The 16,360-nt window shown below is 68.2% G+C and carries 20 protein-coding genes and 3 pseudogenes; 8 read left to right on the top strand and 15 right to left on the bottom strand.

All coding sequences use genetic code 11. The features are described 5' to 3' along the window. Positions 1–447: 447 nt before the first annotated feature. A complete protein-coding gene (locus ACZ5CW_RS31880) occupies positions 448–2,199 on the bottom strand; it encodes a serine/threonine-protein kinase (RefSeq protein ID WP_468607480.1) in 1,752 nt (583 codons plus the stop codon). Between the two features lie 359 nt (positions 2,200–2,558). Here ACZ5CW_RS31880 and ACZ5CW_RS31875 point away from each other — a divergent pair. Continuing rightward, positions 2,559–2,747, top strand: a pseudogene (locus ACZ5CW_RS31875) (IS5/IS1182 family transposase); the annotation flags it as partial. A gap of 84 nt (positions 2,748–2,831) precedes the next feature. Here ACZ5CW_RS31875 and ACZ5CW_RS31870 read toward each other — a convergent pair. Both ACZ5CW_RS31870 and ACZ5CW_RS31865 read right to left on the bottom strand, forming a co-directional pair. Then, positions 2,832–2,972, bottom strand: coding sequence for a hypothetical protein (locus ACZ5CW_RS31870; protein WP_468607533.1), 141 nt, complete (start codon positions 2,970–2,972; stop codon positions 2,832–2,834). A gap of 95 nt (positions 2,973–3,067) precedes the next feature. Next, complete coding sequence (locus ACZ5CW_RS31865) at positions 3,068–3,499, bottom strand: winged helix-turn-helix transcriptional regulator (RefSeq protein WP_468607478.1); 432 nt, start codon at positions 3,497–3,499, stop codon at positions 3,068–3,070. Between the two features lie 80 nt (positions 3,500–3,579). Between ACZ5CW_RS31865 and ACZ5CW_RS31860 the strand changes: the two genes are divergently transcribed. Next, positions 3,580–4,437 carry an alpha/beta fold hydrolase gene (locus tag ACZ5CW_RS31860; protein ID WP_468607476.1) on the top strand — a complete coding sequence of 286 codons (858 nt, stop codon included), beginning with the start codon at positions 3,580–3,582 and terminating at the stop codon, positions 4,435–4,437. 19 nt (positions 4,438–4,456) lie between these two features. On the opposite strand, the gene ACZ5CW_RS31855 is transcribed toward ACZ5CW_RS31860, so the two are convergent. Then, positions 4,457–5,149, bottom strand: coding sequence for a transposase (locus tag ACZ5CW_RS31855; protein ID WP_468607474.1), 693 nt, complete (start codon positions 5,147–5,149; stop codon positions 4,457–4,459). Positions 5,150–5,547: 398 nt separating this feature from the next. Between ACZ5CW_RS31855 and ACZ5CW_RS31850 the strand changes: the two genes are divergently transcribed. Together ACZ5CW_RS31850 and ACZ5CW_RS31845 are read left to right on the top strand one after the other, a co-directional pair. Beyond that, positions 5,548–6,456: a hypothetical protein gene (locus tag ACZ5CW_RS31850; RefSeq protein WP_468607472.1), complete on the top strand. Its 909-nt coding sequence runs from the start codon at positions 5,548–5,550 to the stop codon at positions 6,454–6,456. A 7-nt stretch (positions 6,457–6,463) separates the two neighbouring features. After that, positions 6,464–6,748: a hypothetical protein gene (locus tag ACZ5CW_RS31845; RefSeq protein ID WP_468607470.1), complete on the top strand. Its 285-nt coding sequence runs from the start codon at positions 6,464–6,466 to the stop codon at positions 6,746–6,748. 143 nt (positions 6,749–6,891) lie between these two features. Here the strand turns inward: ACZ5CW_RS31845 and ACZ5CW_RS31840 are convergent, their stop codons facing one another. The 4 genes from ACZ5CW_RS31840 to ACZ5CW_RS31825 all read right to left on the bottom strand — a co-directional run bounded on the left by ACZ5CW_RS31840 (position 6,892) and on the right by ACZ5CW_RS31825 (position 9,448). Further along, a complete protein-coding gene (locus ACZ5CW_RS31840; protein ID WP_468607468.1) occupies positions 6,892–7,080 on the bottom strand; it encodes a hypothetical protein in 189 nt (62 codons plus the stop codon). Between the two features lie 271 nt (positions 7,081–7,351). Beyond that, positions 7,352–8,311 carry an N-acetylmuramoyl-L-alanine amidase gene (locus ACZ5CW_RS31835; RefSeq protein WP_468607466.1) on the bottom strand — a complete coding sequence of 320 codons (960 nt, stop codon included), beginning with the start codon at positions 8,309–8,311 and terminating at the stop codon, positions 7,352–7,354. A 692-nt stretch (positions 8,312–9,003) separates the two neighbouring features. Then, positions 9,004–9,273, bottom strand: a complete 270-nt coding sequence (locus ACZ5CW_RS31830) for a cadmium resistance transporter (protein WP_468607531.1) — start codon at positions 9,271–9,273, stop codon at positions 9,004–9,006. Between the two features lie 28 nt (positions 9,274–9,301). Next, the gene (locus tag ACZ5CW_RS31825; RefSeq protein ID WP_468607464.1) at positions 9,302–9,448 is read right to left on the bottom strand and encodes a hypothetical protein; all 147 of its coding nucleotides are present in this window, start codon (positions 9,446–9,448) and stop codon (positions 9,302–9,304) included. On the opposite strand from ACZ5CW_RS31825, the gene ACZ5CW_RS31820 reads away from it, so the two are divergent. Then, a complete protein-coding gene (locus ACZ5CW_RS31820) occupies positions 9,447–9,749 on the top strand; it encodes a hypothetical protein (protein WP_468607462.1) in 303 nt (100 codons plus the stop codon). The two genes, ACZ5CW_RS31825 and ACZ5CW_RS31820, sit on opposite strands and share 2 nt — an antisense overlap. Positions 9,750–10,287: 538 nt before the next feature. Here the strand turns inward: ACZ5CW_RS31820 and ACZ5CW_RS31815 are convergent. From ACZ5CW_RS31815 to ACZ5CW_RS31790, 6 genes and pseudogenes are all read right to left on the bottom strand, one after another. Further along, a complete protein-coding gene (locus ACZ5CW_RS31815) occupies positions 10,288–10,509 on the bottom strand; it encodes a hypothetical protein (RefSeq protein WP_468607460.1) in 222 nt (73 codons plus the stop codon). Between the two features lie 482 nt (positions 10,510–10,991). Beyond that, entirely contained in the window at positions 10,992–11,207 is a 216-nt protein-coding gene (locus tag ACZ5CW_RS31810; protein ID WP_468607458.1) for a hypothetical protein, read from the bottom strand. A gap of 223 nt (positions 11,208–11,430) precedes the next feature. Further along, positions 11,431–11,881 (bottom strand): annotated as a pseudogene (locus ACZ5CW_RS31805) (transposase). Positions 11,882–11,918: 37 nt separating this feature from the next. Continuing rightward, complete coding sequence (locus ACZ5CW_RS31800) at positions 11,919–12,173, bottom strand: DUF6332 family protein (RefSeq protein WP_468607456.1); 255 nt, start codon at positions 12,171–12,173, stop codon at positions 11,919–11,921. Between the two features lie 316 nt (positions 12,174–12,489). Continuing rightward, the gene (locus ACZ5CW_RS31795; RefSeq protein WP_468607454.1) at positions 12,490–12,690 is read right to left on the bottom strand and encodes an FG-GAP repeat protein; all 201 of its coding nucleotides are present in this window, start codon (positions 12,688–12,690) and stop codon (positions 12,490–12,492) included. Beyond that, a complete protein-coding gene (locus ACZ5CW_RS31790) occupies positions 12,603–12,830 on the bottom strand; it encodes an FG-GAP repeat protein (protein WP_468607452.1) in 228 nt (75 codons plus the stop codon). The genes ACZ5CW_RS31795 and ACZ5CW_RS31790 overlap by 88 nt, the downstream gene beginning before the upstream one ends. Positions 12,831–13,161: 331 nt before the next feature. Here ACZ5CW_RS31790 and ACZ5CW_RS31785 point away from each other — a divergent pair, with 331 nt between their 5' ends. Further along, positions 13,162–13,560 (top strand): hypothetical protein, encoded by a 399-nt coding sequence (locus ACZ5CW_RS31785; RefSeq protein ID WP_468607450.1) that lies wholly within the window; start codon positions 13,162–13,164, stop codon positions 13,558–13,560. 309 nt (positions 13,561–13,869) lie between these two features. Continuing rightward, a pseudogene (locus ACZ5CW_RS31780) lies at positions 13,870–14,163 on the top strand (transposase); the annotation flags it as partial. A gap of 276 nt (positions 14,164–14,439) precedes the next feature. On the opposite strand, the gene ACZ5CW_RS31775 reads toward ACZ5CW_RS31780, so the two are convergent. Next, entirely contained in the window at positions 14,440–15,147 is a 708-nt protein-coding gene (locus ACZ5CW_RS31775) for an NAD(P)-dependent oxidoreductase (protein WP_468607448.1), read from the bottom strand. A 115-nt stretch (positions 15,148–15,262) separates the two neighbouring features. Between ACZ5CW_RS31775 and ACZ5CW_RS31770 the strand changes: the two genes are divergently transcribed. Next, positions 15,263–15,979, top strand: coding sequence for a TetR/AcrR family transcriptional regulator (locus tag ACZ5CW_RS31770; protein ID WP_468607446.1), 717 nt, complete (start codon positions 15,263–15,265; stop codon positions 15,977–15,979). Positions 15,980–16,360: the final 381 nt, after the last annotated feature.

The raw sequence follows: 16,360 nt of genomic DNA, 5'->3' as shown, positions 1-16,360 counted from the left end.
GCGTGATCGGCGCGAACGGGTGGAAGCGCAGCGCCTCCCACACGTAAGCGTCGAAGCGGGCCGGATCGCCCTCGCGCGCTGCCCAAACGTCCCCGTCACTGGCACCCCGGCCCGCTAGCCATGGCACATGCCCACGGTCCTGGCGCGCTTCACCGTGCGCCAGGACCCCACTCCTCATGCGGGGACGCCTTCGCGGTGCTGCACGAGCTGGTGATCTTTTAGGCGGTTTGGCACGCTCAGCGGTCCAGTACGGACTCGTCTTCGTTCTGACCGGCCTGCATGAGGCAGGGGCGGCCACTCCAGCCCCAGTCGGCTGGGGCTGCTCCGCGCCTCAAGAAGCCTCGCCTTCACCAGCGTCGGCAAGAACCGGAGGGGCTCGATCTTCACCACGGCCCCCAGACCGGGGCGGCGTTTGTCGACCGCGCCGCCGCCCAGTCGGCAGGCCGGTCAGTCTTGGGCTGGCATTACCCGGGTTACCTTGCCCTTCAGGTCGGCATTCAGATAGCCGGTGGCGTGGTCGTCGCCGAGATAGACGGCCAGCCCCAGCGGGGTGCTGAACGTGGTGTCGGCAGGGCGGACAAGGACGTATCGCATGGTCGGCCGCTTGACGTTCAGGTCCTTCTCCGCCCGCTTCAGCAGGGCGGGAAGGACGTCCCAATCGAAGCTGTCCAGGCTGAACGGGCGTTCGCCGCCAATGAGGGCGCTGCTGATGATGCCCTTCTCGACGCCCTGGCCCGGGCGGTAGGTGTAACTGTCGTACTTGGTATCGCTGCCCTTGACCATGATTTCCGCGGATACGTAGTCCGGATAGACGGTGAAGTCGCACGCGCGGTCAGTGCCGGTCGCGGCCTTGATCTCCTTCACCGCCGTCCTGATGCCGTCCGGGGTGAGCAGATTGGCCTTCGTGTCGGCCTGGGGCGCCGAGGGCGAACGGGACGCTTCCGGCGCTGCTTGAGTCGGGGCCTTTGTCCGGGTTGAGGACGAGACGGGTGAATTGGCTGCCATTCCCGCGTCCTTGTCGCCTCCGTCCGGCATCAGGGCCCACCCCAGGACTCCTGCCAGCATGGTCCCGACGACAGACGAGATGATCGCGACTTGGGTCTTCGCGCGGCGGCCCGTTCGCGGGGACGTCGGCCGAGTGGGGGCCACCGGGTAGGGGGTCGGCGGCCCAAGGGGGCCGGGCACGGCGTCGTGCGGAGCCGATGGTCCGATGCAAGCAGGCGGCCCGAAGCCCGAGGGCGGTCCGAATCCGATCGGTACGGAGGGTGTGGGCGTCGGTCCCGGCGGAGGTGCCAGCCGGTACGAGGTGGGCCCGCCCGCCCCGTGCTCAGTACTTGGAGTCCTCGGAGTCGTATCCCTGCCTTCGGCCGCTTCCGCGAGCATCTGGTCGGCGGTCTCCGCATCCGCCCGGCCGGCCGGGTCCTTGACGAGCACGGCGTTCAGGAAGCCGGTTAGCACTCCGGCCCGGAGGGGCGGCGGAAGCTCTTCGCTCAAGAGGGCCGCCAGTGTCGCCAGGGTGGTTGCCCTGCGCAGCGGGTGATGCCCCTCGACTGCGACGTACAGCATCATCGCCAGCGACCAAAGGTCGGAGCCCGGGCCGCCCTCGCCGCCGGAGATACGCTCGGGCGCCATGTAGTCGGGCGTGCCGATGACGGACCCGGTCGCAGTCAGGGCGGTCGACTCCCTGATGGCCGCGATGCCGAAGTCGGTGAGGACAGGACGTCCGTCGGGCCTCATCAGGACGTTGGCGGGCTTCACGTCCCGGTGCTGGATTCCAACATCGTGCACGGCGCGCAGCGCGGCCAGCACCTCACGGCCGATCTGGGCGGCCTCCACGGGCTCCAGCGACCCCTTCCCAAGCCGGTCCTGAAGCGATCCGCCGGTCACAAGCTCCATGACGAGCCACGGGTAGGTGTGCTCCCCACCATCCACCACGTGGTGGATGGACACCACATTGGGGTGATCGACACGGGCGAGCGCCCGAGCCTCGCGCAACACCCGGGCCCGGAGTATCGCCGAGCCCCGGGGATCGTATTCAGCAAGAGCCGGATCGGGCGGCCGTACCTCCTTCAGGGCCACGGCCCGGTCAAGGACCAGATCGCGCGCCCGCCACACCGTGCCCATGCCGCCGCCACCGAGCCGCGCCCCCAGCTCGAAGCGCCCGTCTATCACCCGTCTGCCGGATTCCCCCTCGCTCATGCGCGGGAGCTTACGAGATGCCGGTGACACGGTCCCGCGCAGGTAGGTCCAACGCCTGCGAGCCGGTGCGTTCCACGACGGCGCGCGTGAGTTAAAAGCGGGCCGGCCCGCGGCCGACCGCGCCCGCGGCATCGACCCTAGCCCCGTCGGCCCCCAGGGCGGTGCCCGCATCCGCCTCCGTACGCCACCGCTTCGCCCACCACACTCTGTACGGCGCCACCGTCATGGCTGCGCCGGCGCGTCCAGGCCGCCGAGGCACTGACGCTCCCCGAAGTTTTGCAGGTGGCACCAGCTGGGAGAAGACCCGTCGACTGCCTGACCCGTCAGCTCACGAAGAGGACCTGCGCACCGTGGCGTACCACGCCGACCGCGGCTACGACCACGACATCTACCGTGACCAGGTCCGCGTTCGCGGCATCGTGCCGGCCATCGCCAGACGCGGAACCCGGCACGGCACTGGCCTGGGAACTTACCGGTGGGTGGTCGAACGGACCTTTGCCTGGCGGCACGGCTTCCGACGCCTGCGGATCCGCTGGCAACGGCGGGCAATCTTGGTGCTTCGGGCAGAACCGGGAGATGCCGTCCTCGAACACCATCTCCCCGTCGTCCTTCACCAGCTCCTTTGCCGCCAGCTACTGCGTCGGCGACATCCCCTCCATCTCCTGCTCGCCCAGCAGCCCGCAGTACCGCTTCATCGCGTGCGCGGCCGTCGCCGTGCCCTGCCCGTCGAAGTGGAACGACGTGCCCAACACCATCGCGTCGACGTCCTCCACTGGCGTCGACCCGACAAGGCGACGTGGTATCAGGGCGGCGATGCCGGCTGCATCGAGTACCCCAGCCACCAGTACTGAGCGCGGAATCGGCCTGCCTACCCCTCATCGGCCTCCTGGGCGGCGGCTTCGTTGGCGCGGTCGATCTCGGCCATGTGCTCCTCCGCCCAGGTCCGCAGCCCCGCAAGCGCGGCTTCCAGGGACAGCCCGAGTCCGGTGAGTCGGTAGAAGACCCGCGGCGGCACGGTGGGTTCGACCCGGCGCGCCACCAGCCCGTCGCGGGTCAGGCTTCGCAGCGTCACGGACAGCATCTTCTGCGACACGCCGGGCATCCGGCGTCTCAGCTCCGCGAAGCGCACCTCGTCCGGTGCGGCATCGGCGAGCGTCTTGACGGCCATGGACGTCCACTTCGTACCGAGGCGGTCCAGCAACTGCCGCGTCGGGCAATGGGGATCGAACAGATCGCCGCGTACCCCGTGACCAGCGGCCCGGGCTCCTCGGGTGGTCACCTGTGGCTCACCACCTTCCATGAAAGTGCCGTCTAGGAAGCGGTCGGTCAGTTACCTATCGTTCTGTGGTCACCAATGGTAACCATCCGGGAGGAGCCGTCATGCCCGTCACCACCGCACACCACCTGCGCCGCATCGCGACGAACGGCGTCCAACTCAATGTCGCAATCGCCGGGGACGGACCTGCGGTTCTCCTGCTGCACGGCTTCCCGCACACCTGGCAACTCTGGAGCGGCATCATGGGCCGACTGGCCGGGCAGTACCGGGTCATCGCCCCGGATCTTCGAGGCTTCGGTGCCAGCGCACGCGCCGTCGAGGGTTACGACGCAGGCACACTCGCCGCCGACGCCGAAGGGCTGCTCGACGCACTCGGCGAGCCCTCGGCAGCGGTGGTCGGCATCGACGCGGGCACTGCCCCCGCCGTCCTGCTCGCGCTGCGCCGGCCCGGCCTCGTCCGGCGCCTGGTCGTGATGGAGGCACTGCTCGGCCGCCTGCCCGGAGCAGAGGACGTCGTCGCGGGCGGTGCCCCGTGGTGGTTCGGCTTCCACGCCGTCCCCGGCCTCGCCGAGACCGTCCTGGCCGGCAACGAGGCCCCGTACGTCGACTGGTTCCTCGACTCGGGGACGCTCGGGCGAGGAGTACCCGACGATATCCGTGCGGCCTTCGTCCACGCGTACACCAGGGGTGAGGCCCTGCGCTGCGCGTTCTCCTATTACCGGGCCCTGCCCACCAGCGCGCAGCAGATCCAGGACGCAGTCGCGACGGCTCGGCTGACCATGCCCACCATGGCCGTCGGCTCTCACCCCGTCGGCACCGGGCTCGAACGCCAACTCCGTCCCATCGCCGATGACCTGGTCGGACACCATCTCCAGGACTGCGGCCACATCATCCCCCTGGACCGCCCCGACGCGTTATTCGCGCTCCTTGCTCCCTTCCTCTCCGCCGATCTGCCGAAGTGACCGGAGCGGGGCCGAAGGATCACGGTCGGCGGTTCGGGCGTTCGTCCCAGCGGTGAGTTGTCCAGGACCGCCGGATCAGGCTGCGCACGGTGATGATCGTGCCGGCGAGGTCGAAGAAGGCATCGATGACAGTGACGCGACGCTCGTAGCACCGGCCGGCGTCCAGGTGCACGGTGATGGTGTCGGGCAACGGGCCGAGGCCCTCCAGCCGGTGCAGAGTCGGGGCGAGCAGCGGAGAATCGTGACGGTTGGCACCGGCCAGGACACGGCCCAGCGGAATGCCGTATCCATCCGTCATGCCCGAGCGCTTCAGTCCCTGTTTGCCGCGGTCGACCGGTGAGCGTCCGGCGGCCTCTCCGCCTCCAGGTGCCTTGGTGATCGCTCCGTCGACGGCGATCTGGTCGAGGACGAGGCCGACGATCCGGTCGTAGGACTCCAGCGCGAGCTGCATGAGCCGGGCGAAAACGCCCAGTCGTATCCACTCGTCGCGGCGGCTGCGGATCGTCGGGGCCGAGCAGGTTGTGTCGGCGATCGCCTCGTAAGAACAGCCGAGGCGCAGCAGTTGCAGCATCTTGTCGAAGGTGATCCGGTCTCTGATGCGCCGGCGGTGGCAGCCGAGTGGATGGTCCGGGTGGTACTTCGGCCGCTCGGGCAGCAGGGCCGCGAATTGGTCCCAGAGCGGTTCGGTCAGCCATGATGGAAGCGCGGGCACAGGTCTCCCCAGTGATCACAGAGCGTCGCAACTCCATGATCACCGGGACCTGTGCCCGTTCTGTTGACGGTGTCCCCAACCGCGCCTATCCACGCGACCTCCAAGCAGACCGACGGCGGCCGGGCCCACGAGGCGTCACCCTGCGCGCCGTCTGTGACTGATACGCCGCTCGTACGATGATCGCGTGACAGGCCGCCGCACCCTTGGCGCCGGCCCCCAGCCCCGCACAGCATCCGCGCCGCCCAAGCCGACCGACTCGTGGGGGTGCCTTCCGCCGCCCACCGTTTCGCCGCTGCTGTCGCGTAGTCGGCGTGACCTCCGGACTTCCCCGAAACGAATTATTGACCCGAACGGCCGACCCGGGTTGCACCCATGTCGGGCGGAAGCAGGCTCGTTGTATGGACTACAAGCAGGACGACCTCGAAGCGGAAGCGACCGTAGGCCGCGCCGAAGGCGTACCCCAGACAATCACTCCTCCTCATCAGGCTGAACTGAACCGGCTGGTAGAGGAAAACGCGCGTGCGGCCGACGTGCAGACGCGCATCAACGATCTGGAGCTCCAGGTTTTGGCGCCGGTTTTCGAACTTGTGGAGCGTGATCCCAAGGCGGTAGCGGCGGCCCGGGAACTGCAGAATCTGGATGTCGAGGCGATGAAGCGCCCGCGCAAGAGGCTGCCGTCGGGGGGTGGGGGCGGAGTTCAACTCTTCGGCGGCCCGACCCGAGCCGTGCACCCGGCGAGGCCCGGACTCAATATTTTCGGCCCGCCCTACGACTGGCGAGTTCTCGGGCCCACTCAGGGCAAGCATGCCCACGCGGAGTCGGACTTGGGAACGGGACGCTTCACGGTCCACTTTTCTGGGCCGGAAGAGGGAAACGCCCACGGCAGGCGCGTCGCTACAGCAGGCGTGAGCATGGCCTTGCAGGCACAGACAGGTGGGTACGCACGTATTGCGCCTGTCTTCAAGTATGACTATCAGTGGTACATCTTCGCTTCCTTCCTCTCGGGGTACACCGAGGGCTGGTGCGAGATGGTGGTGCAGGACGGTTCTGGGACAGTTCTTCCCCAGGGGCACAAGGTGGTGAGGTTGTGGAGCCACACATCGCAAACACGCGCCGAAGGTGAGTATGCGGATCAGATCTACGTGCCCGACATCGAGACCACCGTTGCCCTAGCGGCAGGGCAAATCTTCCACGTGACCCTTCTCAGCACGGCTGTCGTCGTTGACTCCGGCCAGAAGGCCATCGGGTACTCATTCGCCGGTGCAAAGAACCACCTGTGGGCTCCCTGGTTTACCGTGACACTCTGATGCCAAGGTGCCAACGCGGAAGGCGGTGGCGGGCTCGGTGGTGCCGCACCGGACCGAAGGCATGGCGGCGTCGGTCCTGGCGCCGGACTACCGGCGGATTGTGTCGGTGCTGGAGTCGGAAGCGGGCGAGGAGGGTATGCGCTGCCAGCAACTGGCTGCGGCCCTGGGGCTGGAGGCGGTGCCGGCGAAGGTCGAGGGACTGCGGTCGAAGGCGAAACGCCTGGTGGAGCGGGGATGGGCCGTGCAGGAGCGGCCGGGGGTGTTCACCGCGCTCGTGGCGCCGTCCGGCTGAACGAACCCGGGCGGCGCCCGGCCAGGCGACCGCTCATGAGCATGGTCATGGACCACAGCACCATGGCCTCGTGCATGGCGGGCAGCGCTCGACATCGCGCGCCAGGCGGCGCGAGCGCATCAGCCAGCTCAGCGTTCTCTCTACTACCCACCTGCGCGGCAGCACCACGACCCCGTCGTGTCGTCGGAGCGTCTGACGATCTCCAGCGAGAGGCGGAGCTTCTCGCCGGCCCAGTCGACCAGGCTTCCGGCATAACCGCCGTCCGCCCACACCAGGCGGATGGAGAAGTACAGCCCGGGCCGTGGCCCCGGATGGGCCGAACGATGCGGCATGGTGCATCGACTGCCTCCGGCCTCGGAGGCCAGCTTGGCCGAGGTAACTCGGTGGTAGCTCAGAGCCTTCGCGACAACCGGTGCGGGCATCCCGAGCACGTGCTGCCGGATCGGGCAGCACGGTCAGTGGTGGTGGGAATACCGAGGCCGTTGAAGGACGCCGACTTGGTCGACCGGATGTGGCGGATCGAGCGGGCGAAGGAGTGGAAGGAGTCGGACTTCGCCAATGAGATCAACCTGCGCACCTCCCTGACAACCCTCGCGCGGGTGGCTATCGGTTCAAGAAGTCCGCGATGCCCTCGAAGAGCCCCTGCGCCGCCTTCTGCCGCCAGGCACCATAGGCCAGCAGTGCCGAGTCTTTGCTGTCACGCATGTTGCCGCACTCGATGAACACCTTCGGGACCGTGGACAAGTTGAGGCCGCCGAGGTCCGTGCGCGTCACGAGCCCGGTGCCCTCGCCAACGTAGTTGGACGGCGGTTCGCGGGTCTCGCGCTGGAAGAAGTCGGCGACGCGAGCGCCGAGGTCGCGGGACGGGCCGACGATCGGGCGGGTGTCGGCAGCTCCGGCGTGCACCGTGCCCGGGAGGATCACGTGGAAGCCGCGGTCGCCCTCGGCCGAGTCGTCAGCGTGGATGGAGATGGCGGCATCGGCGTGCGCCTCGTTGCCGATCTGCGCCCGCTCGGTCACGCACGGCCCCCAAAGGGGTGCGTCTCCGTCGCGGGTCAGTTTCACCGTGGCACCTTGCTGCTCCAGCAGGGTGCCCAGCCGGTGCGCCACGTCGAGGGTGAAGTTGGCCTCGGTGTAACCGGCTTTCGTGGACGTCCCGGTGGTGTCGCACTCCTTCCAGTTCGTTCCGATGTCCACCTGACGGTTGATCTCGGTCGGGTGCTGGAAGTTGCCCTGGTTGTGTCCGGGGTCGATGACGATCACCTTCCCCGCGAGCGGGCCGGACTCCGCCATCGCGGCCCCTTTGGCGTCGTCGCCGGGCGAGGCGAAGGGCTGCGCCGACGCGGACCGCACCGGCGAGGAGGCCGCTGCGGACGTCCGGGAGAACGCCGAGGCGGGGACGCCCGCGTGCGGCGAAGCGCCCGAACCACCTCCGCCCACCGCTTCGTACACCATCCAGCCAAGCAGCGCGCCGGGCACCAGCGCAGCGAGTGCCACGAGCAGCGGGCCGCGCCGGGCAGAACGCCGCTCGGGGGATTCGAACTCCGGGTCTAGATACGACACGCCGCCACCGTAGAGTCCGGGCTCCGTCGCGGACGGCGGCCTTGCCACACAGACCGCAGCCGATCAGCCAAACGGCGTCGCCGAGTACCGCCACCTGGGCTGACGACGGCACCTACACCGACCCGCTGGCCGACGTACGCGGTCACAGGGCCGGCCCAGCGCAGGCCTGCGACGCCGATCCCACCCGGGCGGTGGGCGAGCGCGTTGATCCACCGGTCGTGTGGGGAGGGTGTGATCCGCACCACCAGTTCGTCGGGGCGGGGAGTGAGGCTGCGGATACCGAAGGGGCCTCCGGTGAGGGCGGGGCGGTGGCGGCGGTAGGCGGCGATGAGTGCCTGGAACACCCATGCCTCGCCTCGGGCCTGTCCGAGCGTGGGCATCAGGATGAGGTGCACGGGGTCCATGAGCTCGGCCCGGGCGGTTTCCTCGGACTCACCCGTGGCCATCTGGCGCAGGGCGATCGGAGCAAGGTCCGGGTCGGTTGTGCGAAGGCCCCACTGCTGTCCGGGCGTGTACGGGGTGAGGGCGTGAATCACGTGCAATCCCCGCTGTGAGGTCCGCTGTCACCTGCTACAGATGTGCGGACGACGCGCGGTGTGACAGTCAAGGCGGACGAGTCTCAAAGCTCGTTCGGAGGGGGCGAATGTCCTTTTGCCATCGGAGTTGGACCACTGCCCCGGTCCTGCGCCGGCTCAGAGTCCGAAGGCTCCGCCTTCGATGAGAATGAGCAGGCCGATGGTGATCAGGACCAGGGGCAGCAGAATGTGGCCCCAGCCAGCGAGGACCTTGGCGATGACGGGGCGGGTGGCGAAGAACCGGCCGGCGAAGCACCACACCGCCACCGGCGCGAGGAATATCACGGCGTATCCGCTCATCCCGCCGATGCCGGCGGTGGCGAACACCGGGACGTAGACGCCGACGTTGTCGCCGTCGTTGGCGAAGGTGACCGCGGCGACTAACAGTGGGCTGGGGCCGCCCCGCGCCTGGGGGTCAGCTGTGCTCGGTCGCCGGGGCGTCGTCGGGTGCCGGCGCCGCTGTAGTGTTCTCGTGCGCCGGCTCGGCGGCGGCGCGCCGGGCGCGCCACTTGTCGTAGAGCAGAGTCCCGGCCACGGTCGCGCCAGTGAGTGCGGCGCCCATGATGACGCCCTGCCCGGCCGAGTTCGACGTCGACTGCCTGACCGCCGACGGGAACGGCGCCATCACCGTGACCGGGCCCATCTCGCAGACTGTGGTCACCCCGCTCGGGGGCGAGCCGTACCTGTTCGAGGAGGGCCAGCACCTCGAGGTCGGCCTCACCTTCTGCCCGGCCGACGAGCAGCACCAGCGTCGGGTCGGCTGGAACCGGACCAACCTCCAGATGCACTCCGAAGTCGTCAAGTGCGGCGCGGTTCCGGCCAGCCTCTGGGTCATCGACGGCGGGACCTTCCTGCACCGCTAGGAGCGTGTCTCTGTAGACGGGCTCGTCACCCGCGCCGCCGCGCTCGCCGACGTACGCGGCCGCCCATCATCGCCGACCCGCGCATGCGGATGCTCGCCGCCAGCTGGTCCACCAGGATCAACTACCGCATGATCGACATTTACGCCGCCGTCCTCACCGAGGCCAACAAGCTCGGCTTCGACTCTCTCACCGACCTCGACGACGACCTGGCCCGCGCCCTGGTGCCCTTCGCCGTCAGTTCGACGGTCCTGCCCAACATGCGACGTCGATCGGCCGTAGATCGGCCTGGGTGCGGTGGAAGCCGGCGGGATGGCGCCACCGGCCGCCCGCATCGCGGGCAACGTCGACACCGACCTCAGCCACGAGGTCGGGGGTCACCAGGGTCACCTCCAGCAGGTGGCGGCTGCCCCCTGCGCGAGTGCGGCCGCCCGGATCTCGGGGGAACGCTGCCGTCATCTCCGTGCCCTGCCGGGAGCGCAGCAGCACCTGCCCGTCCGCGTATACGGCGAGCTGGGCACGGTAGCCGTCCCATTGGCTCTCAGGGCGCCAGGGCCTCGTGCAGTGCGCGTACGTCGGTCTCCTGGTGATGGTGGGCGGGGATGGAGTGGTACAGGTCGAGCGCGCGGCGGCGGACGAGTCCGGAGCGGTAGACCGCCGGGAGGTCGGACAGGACGGCGACGGTGCGTTGGCATGCCTCCTGCGTGTTGCCGTCGTGGTGGACGCAGGTAGCGGCGTCGATGGTCAGCAGAGCGCGGGTCATGGTGCTGGTCGGCGCGGACAGTTCCCATGCCCGCTGCTGGCTCTCGCGTGCCCGTCTGGTGTCGCCGAGCGCGGTGAGCGCGTGGGGCAGGTGGACGTGGTGCTTCTGCTCGCCGTGAGTGAGCCAGGTGTCGGCCCGCGTTCCGCAGTGGTGCGTTTGTTGATGCGGCGGATGGTGTCTGCGGGTGTGCTGCCGAGAGCAGGGTGGTCGCGGTAGGCGGCGAGCAGGGGGGAGGAGCGGTCGCCTATGCGGGCGAGCAGGCGCATCACGGTGGCGGTGCGGTGGTCTGGCCGGGGGAGCGGGAAGAGCGAGGTCAACTGGTCAGGAGCGTGCAGGCCGTGGTGGAGCACGGTGCGGGCTTGGGCGGGGAAGGCGTCGATGATGCGACCGAGCGCGCTGGTGCGGATGTCCTGGGCGAACATGGCGGCGTGCTGGAACTGACGTCGGGGATCGACTGCGGCGTCCAGGAGAGGCTCGGTCAGCTACTCCCACAGGGGAGCGCAGCGCGTGTCTCGTTCGTGTGGGCCGAGGCCGGGGCGGGCCAGCCAGAACAGTATGTGGCCGTAGCAGCGCCGGGCGTCGGCGTCGGTGCCCTGGTGGCCGTCCAAGAGCGGGGGAGGAGCGGGCAGGTGGGCGGCGCAGCCTTCGATGCCGAGCAGGTGGCAGCTCACGGCATCTCGCCAGAAGGGGGAGGGCACTTGCAGATGGGAGGCCCAGTGCTGCAGGGCGGGCAGCGCGTCCGGGTGCTTGTCGCGGATCAGTTCTTTGGGGAAGACGTCTGTGAACAGGGTGGCTTCCCCTCGCGCACGGCGAGGACCAGTAGCGCGCGGCGGGCGTCCGGGTCCAGGGAGTCGACCGCTTCGCCGTATGGCGCGGCGATGACTTCTTCGAACTGGCTCTCCAGGGCCCTTACAAGTCATCTCATTTGGCGAGCCTTCGGTAATAGATATGCGTGCAGGCGATGCTCGCGAAGGCGAGGAAGTGCTCAGCCTTGCGTTCGTAGCGGCGATGGAGCCGGCGGCAGCCGACGAGCCAGGCCATGGTCCGTTCGATGGTCCACCGATGTCGTCCGAGTCGCTGTGAGGTGTCGACGCCCTTGCGGGCGATGCGGTGTCGGACGCCGCGCTGTGCCAGCCATTGGCGCAGGTGGCGGTGGTCGTAGCCCTTGTCGCCGTGAAGCTTGCCGGGCTTGCGCCGGCGAGGTCCTCTGCCACGTGCAACCTGACGTTGCCACGAACACGATCGCCGCCAGCACCTCGCGGTCACCGTGGCGACGCCGGCCACCACCCTGCGGCCGCGATGGCGCTTCCGGAACCACGCGCTGAAACAACTGCCACAACTCGTCCGGCACCAGCCGCTCAACGATCCCCACGCCGGAAGGCTACCGACCGCAAGGGGAAGGGCCGTAGTCAGCGGCCCATTCGGCGCTGCTTGTCGAACCGAAGCAACACCCGTACCAGAAGCCACACTCCGGCCACTGCTCCGAGCAGTGCGCCCCCCGCCAACACGCCCCTCTCCGCTGAACCAGAGAGGTCAAGGACCTGGACGAGAGTCCAGGCGACAACAAAGATCACCCCAGCCAGCGCGGCGGCAGTCACCAGGGCAAAAACGATCTCCACCGTCATTGCGTCCTTTTCCCACCGCGACTCACGCCCCATGTCCATGCCGCAAGTCTCACAGCACAGTCAAGTCCACCCCGCCTGCGCCTGACCGCTGGCTCACAGGCGGCTCACCACCAATTGAGATGACCTCCTAGGCTCACGTGCAGGAGAGTCCCGGCGCGGGCTGGGCAGTGAGAGGGGCGTCGGCAGTGTCTGGGAGCGAACGGGGGTTGGCCGAGGCCTAGCGGGAGCACTGGCAGCAGACGTACGGCGAGCACCCGGGCATGTACGGCGAGGAGCCGTCCGCGCCAAGTGTCCATGCCGCCGCCATCCTCCGGGAAGTACTTGCCCGTCAGGCCGACCGTTCTGGGGCCGGAGGTCACGATGCCGCTGGTGGTCGGGCCGTTGCTGCCCGACTTGAGATACCAGACGTTGCCCCGTAGCTGTTCTCGCTGTCCGTGCCGACGGCGAGTTCGCTGCGCCCGTCATGGTTCATGTCGACGAGGGAGGCCTGTTGGCCGAACCGGTCGTACGGTTCGTTGACGCCCGGGACTCCGGGGGTGTTCTGGTGGAGGGACACCTGCCGGTGCCGGTCAGGCCCTTGGACGAGCCGCGCATCACGGTGACCGCGCCCGTCGTGCTGACTCCGGAGATGCTTTTCTGCATGGCGCCGATTGCGACCTCGGCGTAGCCGTCGTCGTTGACGTCGCCGGAGTCCACGTCGTATCCGAACCGGTCGTACGTCTCTCCGGCCCGGGACGTCGGCGGTGTCCTGGCTGATGCGCACCGGCTTGCGGACGGTGCTCATCCCGGCGGCGCTTCCGTGTGACGACCATCGAGCCGCCCACGACGCCCTTCTGCACGGCCCTGTCAAGTCCCGAGTTCCAGTGGCGTGACGCGATGTCTCTGGCAGGGCCTACTTGAAGTGCTGGTTCGCACGGATCAGAAACCGTCCGCTCGCTCTACCCGGAAAAGGATCTAGGGGTGTGGCTGGCGGGGAAAGAATCCTGATCAGCGATCCCCTTTCACATCTAACGGAAAGAGCTTCCTCATGGCACGCTTCGTCGACCCCCCAAATATTAAAATCGAACACAACCTTGCCGGGTTTAGCTTTCACTTTCTACTGACGGTGGAGTACACCATCGAATACACTCCAGAAGAGCTCAGTCTCCCTGGAGATTCCTTCGCCGAAAGCATGGCCCTCTTCGAGAGCGACGAGGGTGAACCCCTCGGCGGCGCTGACGACCACTACTTCAATGTTCCGATACGGTTCTTCCGACCTGCATCACGCATCGAAACGCGCCGCTTCGACGACATCGTCATCACCGCCTCCGAGCTCGACACGGAGATCGACAACGAAGAGGTTTATGCAGTGGTCCACCATCGACGCAACCTGCCTGGCGTTGTGAGTCAAACCAAAAAGAGTCGCATATTTCCATTCGCCGCTTGATCGCCCCTGAGAAGATCGCAACAACCGGTAGTGGCAGCCAGTGCGGGCCGGCAGCCGCAATGGTCTGCGAGGTGCATTCCGGTGGGCCAGACGCGGAATTACGAAGAGGCAGCTTACTGCTGGGGAGGTATTGGCTCTTCGCGGAGCAGAAGCCGGCCCGCGGGCGGGCACCTGGACGCCCGCCCGGTCTCTACGGCCGTCGATAACCCCCGACCGGTGAGGCGGCGGGGGGCATGCACAGGGCGGCCTAGGCGGTTTCGTTTGGATCGGTCGGTCGTTGGTCCGGGTGTGCCGTGAACAGATGCGCAGTGGGCTCGGATCGAGCCGTTGCTCCCGGACCGGACGCCGAAGCGGGGCGGCCGGTGGCGGGATCACCGTGAGGTGATCGATGCGATTGCCTTCAAGTTCCAGACCGGAACGCAGTGGGTGCACCTGCCAGGGAAGTACGGCAACTGGCGGGGCATCTACAACCGGCTGCGCATGTGGGCCGTCGACGGCACCTGGGAGCGGGTGTTCACCGCGCTGATAGCTCAGGCCGAAGCCGATGAAGACCTGGCCTGGGCCGTGTCGGTGAACTTGCCGCTTACCTTTCTGCTTCGGTGATTCGTCGGAGCCTGGCCTCAGCGCGACAGACTCCAGACTGGACGCACGGCGAGCCCCGCCCTGCTGATTCATCTTTGAAATCGGTTCTGGCCGCGGTTGCGTGATGGCTACGGCCAAGTGCGGATGTGCCGCGCAGCTGGACTGGCAGCACCTCTCTGGGGCCATATCTGGGCTGACAACGCTGGAAGGCCGACCAGCCGGGTTGGCTCGGACGGACGTTGCCCTGACCCGTTGGGGAGTTCATGAGGTCCCCCACAGGGACGTGGGTTGTGGCATTCAGTAGCCGATGGTGAAGCGGCGCTGCACGAAGCGCGGCAGCTCCGCCTCATCGATCAAGGCGATGGCCGCGTCCTCCACCGAGATGCGGCTGCGGCCGTCCGCGTCCAGGACCGGCTGGTCGCCGCCGATCCGGAAGCGGCCGGTGCGCTCGCCGGGGCCGATCTCCTCCGCGGGGCTGAAGTAGGTCCACAGCCGGTTCGATGTCCGCAGGACGGCTAGGGCGTCGCGGTGACCGCGGACCGCTGCGGCGTATTCGCGGGGCAGCCCAAGCTGGTCGAGGGCGGCGTGCAGCAGCTCGTCGGAATCTGCTCGCACCACTCCAGGTTCGATTTCGAGGCTGCCGGCGCCGCCGATCACGATGAGTCGGGTCTGCGGGCGGCTCTCGAGAGCCTTCAGCAGGGCCCGCGCCGCCGTCGCGTAGACGGTCGGGTCGGCGATCGAGCGCCGGACGGTGTCCGCGAAGTCCTTGGCGGCATTGCCCGGCTGGAAGCCGCTGATCAGGACGTCGAGTCCGGGCAGGACGCCGGCGATGCTCTTCGGGTCCAGGATGTCGACGCTCGTCCAGGTGATGTTGTCCCGACGCTCCTCGCGCTGCGCCTGAACGGCGTCCCGACTGAGCGCCTTGACGTTGTGGCCTCGGTCGAGGGCCTCGGTGACGACCCGGCTGCCGATGGTGCCCGTGGCTCCGATGACTCCGATGTGCATGGTTCTCCCCTGTGCATGCAGAAGTGGGACGCCACTGATGTGACGCCGTACAGAAACTATACGCCGTGAAGTTTCGGTACTGGGCTAAGTAAGTCGACGCTGTAGAGTGTCTGTTGTGACAGTCACGGGAAGCAGGGGAAGGCGCGAGCGGCTACGGGCCGAGACCACGGCCGAAATCAAGAAGGTGGCACTGGGGTTGATGGCCTCGGGCGGGCCGGACGCGATCACCCTGCGGGCCATCGCCCGTGAGATGGGCATGACCGCTAACGCCATCTACGGGTACTTCCCGACTAGGGACGACCTGGTCACCACGCTGATCAACGACGTGTACACCGCCTTGGCCGACGCTGTGGAAACGGCCTGGGAAGCCACGGCCTCCGCCGATCCCGCCGTCCGGATCGAGGCATGGGCCAATGCCTTCCGGACCTGGGCCCTGGTCAACCCCCAGGGGTTCCGCCTCATCTACGGCGACCCCGTGCCCGGCTACCAGGCGCCCCAGGGAGGCCCCGCCCCGGATGCCGCACGCCGGGTCTGCACCGGGCTCACCGCCCTCGCGGCAGCCGCCTGGCCCCACGCCCGACACCTCTACCAGGACAGCACCTTCGACTGGTCCGACTTTGACCCTGGGCTCCTTGAGAAGGTGCGTCCCGCCTTCCCCGACTTGCCGCCCGCAGCCGTCGCCCTTGCCCTGCGCATCTGGGGGCACCTGCATGGACTGGTGTCACTGGAGGTCTACGGCCACATGCACACCCAGACCACCAGCCCGGAGAAGCTCTTCCGGGAGGAACTCGCCCAGCTCATACAGAGGCTGGGCATCCCGCGTCGGCGCTGAGCCTCCCAAGCGCCGACATGCTCCTTGAACTGCGGAATTGGGCATGCCCAAACCCGGCTGGCCTTCGCTCTTGCGTAACTGACATGAGCAAGCGGCGGGCCTGATGGGCTCGTTGTCACGGGCAAGGGCCACGTCACACGGTGCTGTCTTCCACCGTGGCTGATCGCCGTTCGGGTGTGCGTCAGCGCAGAAGGTGGGCCTGCCCGGGCCGTGACGGCGGACGGGTCATGGGTCGTCGTGGTGCAGCCTCGGCTGGTTTGGGGTGGTGGGGGGGGGGGGGGGGGGGGGGGGGGGGGGGGGGGGGGAGGAGGGGGAGAGAAGAAAGGAAAAAAGAAAAACCAACCAACCACCGACCGTGGTGCAGCTTACCCCCACGGAGGA

It is taken from the genome of Streptomyces sp. NPDC031379 (assembly GCF_055569615.1).
The sequence above is the reverse complement of the archived record's forward strand: the minus strand, read 5'-3'. Positions and strand labels throughout refer to the sequence as shown.